Consider the following 7,779-nt stretch of genomic DNA (forward strand, 5'->3'; position numbering starts at 1 on the left):
TCTGAGCAGGCTGCAACTTGCGCAGCTCTTCGGGGGTATTGATGGTATCCAGCAGCGGGGTCTTGGAGGTCGTGCTCATTCCGATCTCGATTTCAATTTTTTATATGGCGTTGGTTAGGGTCAGGACCCAGCAACAGGGTGACTGTTATGGCGCCATGTTGCAAGCTGCGTAAAATAGCGAGGTTCGACCGAATTAGCGACCCTGAATTTCACCGGTTTTTACCTTATCGAGGAAACGGTGGATCACTTGCTCGACAGTGCGGTGAATGGTGTCGCGATCCTGACCAAAATCGCGGCATAAATAGCCAAAATTCTCTGCAATATATGGGGTACATTTCGGCAAGAATGAATAGTGCCCCGCCCCTTTGACCTTCACAAACTTTGCCCGCCCGCGCAACAGCTTGCGGAAGTGTGCGGCATTAACATGCTCATGCAGGATTTCATCCGTATCGGCCTCGACAAACAGCATCGGGATATCGATATCGCTCAATCCTGCATCGGTCGCCGCCACGCCAAAGGCTGGCGCAATCGCGATGATGGCGGCAATCCGGTCATCACGCTCGGACACCACCGGACCGCCATACACATTGTGCAACCGATCAAGATGATCATCGCTTGGCGCATGCTGGCAAATCACGTGGTCTTTGTCGGCATTGATTTCGCAGTAATCCTGCCAGGCCTTGGCATCAAAATCCCAGCCCGCCAGCTTCAGAACCGTCGCCCCGCCCGCCGAATGGCCAAGGGCATAGATTTTATCCTGGTCGATCTGCGGCCCGATCTCGTCATGCGCCAACAACAGATCAAGTGCCAGACGCATTTCCTGCGGGCGGCGCTCGATAATCGCCAATTGCCGCGCTTCGGACGCATCCAGATAATTGTCGCCATGATGCTGCGGGGCCGCGACGATATAACCCCGCCGCGCGAGATATTCCGCCAACCAGAACTGATTGAACCGATGCCCTTCCGACCCATGCGAAAACAGCACGATGGGAAACGGGCCATCATCGGCAAAGGCGGCCCCGCGCGCCGCACTGGAAACCACGCCCATATGACGCACCGAACTTTCCGGTGCGGTCGCCGGATACCAGATCGCTAACGGAAACGGGTCCTTGTCAAACAGCCGGTCGCGAAAACCGGCTGTATATGGCGCATGATCGGTCATGGTGATGATCTAGGGCCACGGCCGCTTAACGGCCGCGTTCAACCACAAAACGCGCCACCGCACGCAGCGGTTCGGCCTCGTCGTCAAAGCAGTTCAGATGATTGATCGCCTGATCGCACAGCATTCTGGCCTGCGCGCGGGCCTGATCCAGACCCAGCAATTTGACGAAGGTTGATTTTTCCTGATCAACATCCTTGCCCGCCGTCTTGCCCAGTTCTTCCGAACTTGCCTCGACATCAAGGATGTCATCCTTGATCTGAAACGCCAGCCCCATGTCATGGGCATAGGACCGAAGTGCCAAGCGAATGCTTTTCGGTGCCTTGCCAAGGATCGCCCCGGCTTCGCATGCAAAGGCAAACATCCGCCCGGTCTTAAGCAAATGCAGGTGTGTGACCTGCGCCTGATCAAAGCTCTGTCCTTCGCCGGCCAGATCGATCATCTGCCCACCGACCATGCCATACGGTCCTGCCGCACGGGCAAGGGCACGGACAAGATCGGTGCAAACGCGCGGATCAGGATGGGTATCTTCGTCGGCCAGCACTTCAAACGCCTGGGTCAGCAACGCATCACCGGCCAAAATCGCTGTCGCCTCGTCAAACTGCTTGTGGCAGCTGGGCTTGCCGCGACGCAGATCGTCGTCATCCATCGCCGGCAGATCATCATGGATCAGCGAATAGCTGTGCACCATCTCGACCGCGGTCGCCACACGAAGGGCGGATCGGCGCGATACCTTGAACAAGCCAGCAGAGCTCAGCACCAGAAACGGGCGCAGCCGTTTGCCATCGCCCAGCGTCGAATAACGCATCGCCTGATACAGGCGCTGCTCGATCTGGCCATTGGCGCGGGGCAGGATCCCGTCAAGCGTCTCGCCCAGATCAGCAGACGCCGCACTCAGTTCGGCAATCATGTCGTAACTCACGACGGTCTCCGATTATTCAATTTCGGTCGGGGTTGCCGACGGGCGGCCATCCGCATTCAGGGTGATTTTTTCGATGCGCTCTTCAGCCGCGCGCAGTTTGTCCGCGCAATGGCGTTTCAGCGCCGCACCGCGTTCATAGGACGCAATGGCGTCATCAAGCCCGACCTGCCCCTGTTCAAGCTGACGCACAAGGGTTTCAAGCTGCCCAAGCGCCTCTTCGAAACTCAGTTTCGCGATATCTTCAGGAATTGCGGGAGATGCAGTAGCCTCGGACATGTAAGCTCCATTTCTTAGATCGGCGCGGAGTTTACGCGCAAGTCACGATCAGGGCAACCGAACAGAACGCAATTTCGTCTGACTGAAACGCTTTTGTCGGGCAACACCCCGATGATCTTTGAGTGATCTTAGGGTGATGTTTGGCTGCCCTTAATGGGCCCCCATCAGTGTCCGCACATGTTGCACGGCACTGGTCGCAAGCGACGGCAAATCATAGCCCCCTTCAAGCAAAGACACCACACGCCCACCACACTGTTCCTCGGCAAGATCCATCAACTGCTTGGTCATCCAGACAAAATCATCCGCCACATAGCAAAGCCCCGCCAGCGGATCATTCTTGTGCCCGTCAAAGCCCGCCGAAATGATCAGAAGTTCCGGCTTGAACGCGGCAATGCCGGGCAAGACCGTCGAATTAAATGCTTCCTGTACTTCGGCAGTGCCCGATCCGGCAACCATACCGACATTAAGGATATTATTGGCACATCCGCGTTCGCTTTCCGCCCCTGTGCCCGGATAAAGCGGCCATTGATGGGTAGAGCAATAAAACAGGTCCGCATCATTATAAAACAGGTCCTGCGTGCCATTGCCGTGATGGACATCGAAATCCATCACCGCCACCCGCTTGATGCCAAATTTGTTGCGCGCATGGTGGGCTGCAATGGCCGCATTGTTAAACAGGCAAAATCCCATCGCCCGATCATATTCGGCGTGATGTCCCGGCGGTCTGGTGGCGACAAAGGCATTCTTTTCATGCCCCTCCATCACCGCATCAACCGCGACACAGGCCCCGCCAACCGATCGCAATGCCGCCCTGCCCGAGCCCGGCGAAACATAGGTATCGCCATCAAGCGGCTCGATGCCGTGGTCGGGGATGCTTGCCATCACCTTGTCGACATAGGCCGGGTCATGCACTTTCTTGATCAGGTCGATATCGCCCAGCGGCGCTTCTTCGCGGTGAAGAAACATGAATTCCTCGGCCTCGAAAACGCGCTGGATCACGCGCAGACGATCGGCGCATTCCGGGTGTCCCGGGCCGGTATCATGTTCAATACAATCGTGATGGGTCACGAACAAAGTCGCCATTTTTCTGCGTCGCCTTCCTGAATGGTCCGATATGGTGCGGCGCCGGGACCAAGCCCGGGTCACGGGATCGCGTTGACCGCGTCCGTTGTTTTTATCCTGCTTTGCTTGTTCTAGCGCAAAACCGGATGCTTCTCTTTGTTCTAAATCAGCACATCACCGAACGGTAAGGCAAGCTCTTTGGCCTTCGATCTTCGCATCATTTGGCGCGTGTCACGTCTGCTACTAATACTTTCACAGTTTTGCCGTTTTCTCGGGTTTGTATATGCTGGTATCGATTATGTTTCAAACCGAGCAAACGGGAACATAATCAAATAAAAACAGGTCCTGTCGGAATCGGTGCAAAGGTTTCATTCGCCCGCACACCGCCCAAGGGATCAAATTCGCGATCACCAGAGAAAAATCTGGTGCATGGAAGGAAGTTCGACAGGCCGGATTCCGGCACAAACACCATCAGCAGCAGGTGAGACCCGAGTAAACACTCTCTTGACAGATTTGTAATATACTTGAGAATAAGTTTACCGATGAATTCCTGTAATTTGTTGGTGGCAGAAGTCACTATCCTTTAGGTATTATTACCGCAGTGACTTCGCGCCAGTCGGATCAGAAGCCACCCGATGGCTCCGTCTGGTGATTTGTCGAATTTTCATTGGGACAATGGCCGCTTGCGGTCAGGCTCATAAGGAAGCCAAATGGAACTTAACAACTTAGAAGAAAAGGCCGAACAGGCTAGCACCCTGTTAAAGGCCATGAGCAATCAGAGCAGACTGCTTATCCTTTGCCAACTCAACGAAGGCGAAAAGTCGGTTGGCGAACTCGAACGCATTGTCGGGCTAAGCCAGTCCGCCCTCTCGCAGCATCTTGCACGCCTGCGTCGCGACAAGCTCGTCCAGACTCGTCGCGAAGCACAGACCATCTACTATTCGCTGAATGGTAACGATGCTCTGCGCGTGATCGAGACCCTCTACGGGCTTTATTGCAACGCCTCACGCAATTCTGCTGCTGCGTAAAACACCCGGGCACTCCCCACTAAAAAAGCCTGCCTTTTTTGGGCAGGCTTTTTTACGTCTGGATTTTAAAATCTGTCTTACTGCGATCCGCATTCCGGCAGCGGCAGCTTGGTGACCTTGTCCAAGGTTCCCAGAACTTCAAATTCGCCATAGTCAAATCGCATACCATGCGCGACACCGTTATCGCCAAAATCAACCGCCATCTCGGTTGACGGGCCGTTTTCCGCAGCCCCGATCGGATAAAATGCCAGGTTCATGCGATGAAACGCGCCGCGCGCAATCGCATCGGGATCGTTGGCGGTGTTATCGGCACCCTTGCTGCCTGAAATCACCACAGCCACCCGGTTGGTCGGGGTATCGCCGCTGCCATCAAACACCAGATCATTGGCAAACCGCACGCCGTCTTTTGCACGTTTCAGCAACACCAGCGAATGCTGGGTCGGGAACATGGCATCGGCCGGAAGTTCTTCCTCGACCTCGACCGGGATTTCGTAACTGACCTTGACCATGTCGTCCTTGCGGACCGCCTTGCCGACGATCTCGTCGACCTTGGTGCCATCAAGATAATCACGCATGCGGAAACGATATTCCGTTCCGTCGAAATCTTCCCACTGGGTCATGGAATAGGCCGAATTGATCGGCGTGCCTTCACTGCCCTGAAGGATCATGATCTGCTGCATTTCCGTGACCCAGCCATCGCACATCTTCTCAAAGCGATAGCCAAGCACACCGGACGCATCAATGATCGAGCTGCCCTGTTCGGCATGGCTCAGCTTGAAATGATATTCCGCCACATGCGGCACGATGGCATCTTCGATGCCCGTCACATTACCAGCCTGCGCGGCACAGCCACCAAGACCCAAACAAAAGATCAGCGTTCCTTTAAGGGAACGCTGACGTTGCTTAATCTCTGAAAAAAATCCAGACAACATCACTCTCCGGTGGCGCCAACTCCGACAATCCAGGGATCTTTAACCCCCTTTTTGGCAGCAAGAAGGCGCAAATCATGTGCGTGTTCTGCCGAAAGCGGCCCGACCGCAACACGAAGATACGGCTTACCCTTTACTTCGGCATTCAAAAGGCGCGGCTGGTATTCCTTATAAAGGCCCAGCGCCCTGTTGGCACGCGCTTCATCTGCAAAGCTTGCCAATACCACATAATCACCGGGCAGCGGCGCGGCAAGGTCATCCCCTGCAAGGGCGTCCCCGTCAAGTGCTGCATCCACCGGTTTGACCATCACGTCATCCCCGTCACCCATAACCGCCGGATCGATCAGTGCGGCGGTGACGGTTTCCTGTGGCGCGGCAATTTCGGCTACCGGTTCGTCACTGACATAGCCTGCAACCGCGGCATCTGCCTCGACCTGCGGGTCGATCGGGCCAAGGTCACTGCGATCAACGGCAACGTCTTCGACTTCGATCTGATCACGTGCAGAGGCAACCTCAACCGCATCAACCGTATCATCGGGCGTCTTTTTCGGGGTCAGTGGCGGCAGGTTGGTGGTGACAATCGCGTTGGATTTAAGGGCCGTCGCACTCGGGCGTGACCAATCCTCGGCCGGGGCATTCACCGCATAGATTTCCGGGCGGGCAACGCGCAGTTCCTGTTTGATTTCAGGCTCACCCATCACGGCAAGGGCTGCGGCCTCTTCGGCCAGGATGGTTTCGTCGTCCTTGCAGATGGTCTGTTCCAAAAGCGGGCGATGCAGCGCGCAATCGCGCTCGGCAACGAAAGAAACCGCATGGTCGGTTGTGCTTTTGCCGGTCGACACATAGCTGATCAAATCACCGGCAAGCTTTGCCACCGTCAACTCAATCGGACCACCGCACGCGCCAAGCGCCAAAGGTGCCGCCACCACAAGAATTTTTCTCAACAGGCCATCCCCCGAAGGATCGAATTTTCTTTTCCTCCGCTACAGTGGCCCAATGGCGGTTAATATTAGGTAACGATTGCCAATAGATTTCCCCAAAAGAAAACGGCCCGGAAAGCTCCGGGCCGTCTGTATCTTCAGTATTTCGGGCAAGGCCCCAAACACATCAGTCTTTTTTCGCTTTCGGCGGCAGCTGCACACGCAGGTGCAATTCTTTAAGCTGCCTGTCATCGACCTCTGCCGGCGCATTCATCATCAGATCCTGTGCCTGCTGGTTCAGCGGGAAGGCAATGACTTCGCGAATGTTCGGCTCATCGGCCAGCAACATGACGATACGGTCAACACCCGGGGCCGAACCACCGTGCGGCGGGGCGCCGAATTTGAACGCGTTGATCATGCCGCCAAAGCGGTCATCGACAACGTCCTTGCCATAACCGGCAATCTCGAACGCCTTGTACATGATGTCCGGGCGATGGTTACGAATGGCACCCGATGACAGCTCGATACCGTTACAAACGATGTCATACTGCCACGCCTTGATATCAAGCGGGTTCATGTTTTCCAACGCGTCCAGACCACCTTGGGGCATCGAGAACGGGTTGTGGCTGAAATCGACCTTCTTGTTGTCTTCGTCATACTCGTACATCGGGAAATCGATGATCCAACAGAGCCGGAAGACGCCATCTTCGATCAGGCCCAGCTCTTCGCCGACCTTGGTGCGGGCCGCGCCAGCGAGCTTGTAGGCGTCACTTTTCTTCCCGGCAGAGAAGAAGATGCCATCCCCGGCGCCAAGGCCGAGCTTTTCCAGAAGCGCGGCCAGATGGGCAGGCTCGAAATTCTTCAGGACCGGATCCTGGCTGTCGACACCGCCGCCATCGGCCTCCTTGAGGCGGGCATAGCCGAGGCCCGGCGCCTGCATCTCTTTCTTTGCCCACTTATCAAGTTCGTCGAAGAATTTGCGGGANNATCGAGAACGGGTTGTGGCTGAATTCGATCTTGCCGTCGTCGTCTTCCTCATACATCGGGAAATCAACAATCCAGCAGAACTTGAACATGCCTTCTTCGCGCAGTTCCAGTTCGTCACAAACCTTGTCACGGACCTTACCGGCAAACTTGGCCGCGGCCAGTTCCTTGTCACAGGCAAAGAACACCGCATCGCCATTGGCAACGCCGGTGATTTCCTTGATCTGTGCGATACGATCGGCATCAAGGTTCTTGGCAATCGGGCCTTTTGCTTCGCCGTCTTCACCGTAAACGATGTAGCCAAGACCAGCCGCACCTTCATCACGCGCCCAGTTGTTGAGCTTGTCAAAGAAGCTGCGCGGGCGCGATGCGGCACCGGTTGCCGGGATCGCACGAACAACCGAACCTTTTTCGATGTTCGATGCAAAGATGCCAAAGCTCGATCCGCGGAACGGCTCGGTGACGTCCGAAATGATCAGCGGGTTGCGCAGGTCGGGCT

9 protein-coding genes and 1 pseudogene are annotated in these 7,779 nt (G+C 55.8%); 1 reads left to right on the plus strand and 9 read right to left on the minus strand.

What is annotated here, in order from left to right; all coding sequences use genetic code 11:
• Window positions 1–193 precede the first annotated feature (193 nt).
• The 5 genes from B2T33_RS10670 to B2T33_RS10690 all read right to left on the minus strand — a co-directional run bounded on the left by B2T33_RS10670 (window position 194) and on the right by B2T33_RS10690 (window position 3,996).
• Entirely contained in the window at window positions 194–1,162 is a 969-nt protein-coding gene (locus B2T33_RS10670; protein ID WP_286791976.1) for an alpha/beta hydrolase family protein, read from the minus strand.
• Between the two features lie 25 nt (window positions 1,163–1,187).
• Entirely contained in the window at window positions 1,188–2,069 is an 882-nt protein-coding gene (locus tag B2T33_RS10675; RefSeq protein ID WP_286792006.1) for a polyprenyl synthetase family protein, read from the minus strand.
• Window positions 2,070–2,093: 24 nt separating this feature from the next.
• Window positions 2,094–2,357: an exodeoxyribonuclease VII small subunit gene (locus B2T33_RS10680; RefSeq protein WP_044828501.1), complete on the minus strand. Its 264-nt coding sequence runs from the start codon at window positions 2,355–2,357 to the stop codon at window positions 2,094–2,096.
• A gap of 150 nt (window positions 2,358–2,507) precedes the next feature.
• The gene (locus B2T33_RS10685; RefSeq protein ID WP_064780574.1) at window positions 2,508–3,440 is read right to left on the minus strand and encodes a histone deacetylase family protein; all 933 of its coding nucleotides are present in this window, start codon (window positions 3,438–3,440) and stop codon (window positions 2,508–2,510) included.
• A gap of 307 nt (window positions 3,441–3,747) precedes the next feature.
• Window positions 3,748–3,996, minus strand: coding sequence for a hypothetical protein (locus B2T33_RS10690; protein ID WP_286791978.1), 249 nt, complete (start codon window positions 3,994–3,996; stop codon window positions 3,748–3,750).
• 133 nt (window positions 3,997–4,129) lie between these two features.
• Here B2T33_RS10690 and B2T33_RS10695 point away from each other — a divergent pair, with 133 nt between their 5' ends.
• Window positions 4,130–4,447 (plus strand): ArsR/SmtB family transcription factor, encoded by a 318-nt coding sequence (locus tag B2T33_RS10695; protein ID WP_008891276.1) that lies wholly within the window; start codon window positions 4,130–4,132, stop codon window positions 4,445–4,447.
• 77 nt (window positions 4,448–4,524) lie between these two features.
• Here the strand turns inward: B2T33_RS10695 and B2T33_RS10700 are convergent, their stop codons facing one another.
• The 4 genes and pseudogenes from B2T33_RS10700 to B2T33_RS10715 form a co-directional block, all read right to left on the minus strand.
• Complete coding sequence (locus tag B2T33_RS10700; protein ID WP_286791979.1) at window positions 4,525–5,379, minus strand: EipB family protein; 855 nt, start codon at window positions 5,377–5,379, stop codon at window positions 4,525–4,527.
• Window positions 5,379–6,320 carry an SPOR domain-containing protein gene (locus B2T33_RS10705; RefSeq protein ID WP_286791980.1) on the minus strand — a complete coding sequence of 314 codons (942 nt, stop codon included), beginning with the start codon at window positions 6,318–6,320 and terminating at the stop codon, window positions 5,379–5,381. Before B2T33_RS10705 ends, B2T33_RS10700 begins: the two co-directional genes overlap by 1 nt.
• A 163-nt stretch (window positions 6,321–6,483) precedes the next feature.
• Window positions 6,484–7,242, minus strand: a pseudogene (locus B2T33_RS10710) (amino acid--tRNA ligase-related protein); the annotation flags it as partial.
• A 13-nt stretch (window positions 7,243–7,255) separates the two neighbouring features.
• Complete coding sequence (locus tag B2T33_RS10715) at window positions 7,256–7,771, minus strand: GAD domain-containing protein (RefSeq protein WP_422664297.1); 516 nt, start codon at window positions 7,769–7,771, stop codon at window positions 7,256–7,258.
• Window positions 7,772–7,779 lie beyond the last annotated feature (8 nt).

This window comes from Thalassospira sp. UBA4513 (assembly GCF_002388495.1).
Taxonomy (GTDB): domain Bacteria; phylum Pseudomonadota; class Alphaproteobacteria; order Rhodospirillales; family Thalassospiraceae; genus Thalassospira; species Thalassospira tepidiphila.

Bases quoted from the DNA above. Each gene is read 5' to 3' on its own strand.
- B2T33_RS10670 (WP_286791976.1), bottom strand. From the start codon at position 1,162: ATGACCGATCATGCGCCATATACAGCCGGTTTTCGCGACCGGCTGTTT.
- B2T33_RS10675 (WP_286792006.1), bottom strand. From the start codon at position 2,069: ATGATTGCCGAACTGAGTGCGGCGTCTGCTGATCTGGGCGAGACGCTT.
- B2T33_RS10680 (WP_044828501.1), bottom strand. From the start codon at position 2,357: ATGTCCGAGGCTACTGCATCTCCCGCAATTCCTGAAGATATCGCGAAA.
- B2T33_RS10685 (WP_064780574.1), bottom strand. From the start codon at position 3,440: ATGGCGACTTTGTTCGTGACCCATCACGATTGTATTGAACATGATACC.
- B2T33_RS10695 (WP_008891276.1), top strand. From the start codon at position 4,130: ATGGAACTTAACAACTTAGAAGAAAAGGCCGAACAGGCTAGCACCCTG.
- B2T33_RS10700 (WP_286791979.1), bottom strand. From the start codon at position 5,379: ATGTTGTCTGGATTTTTTTCAGAGATTAAGCAACGTCAGCGTTCCCTT.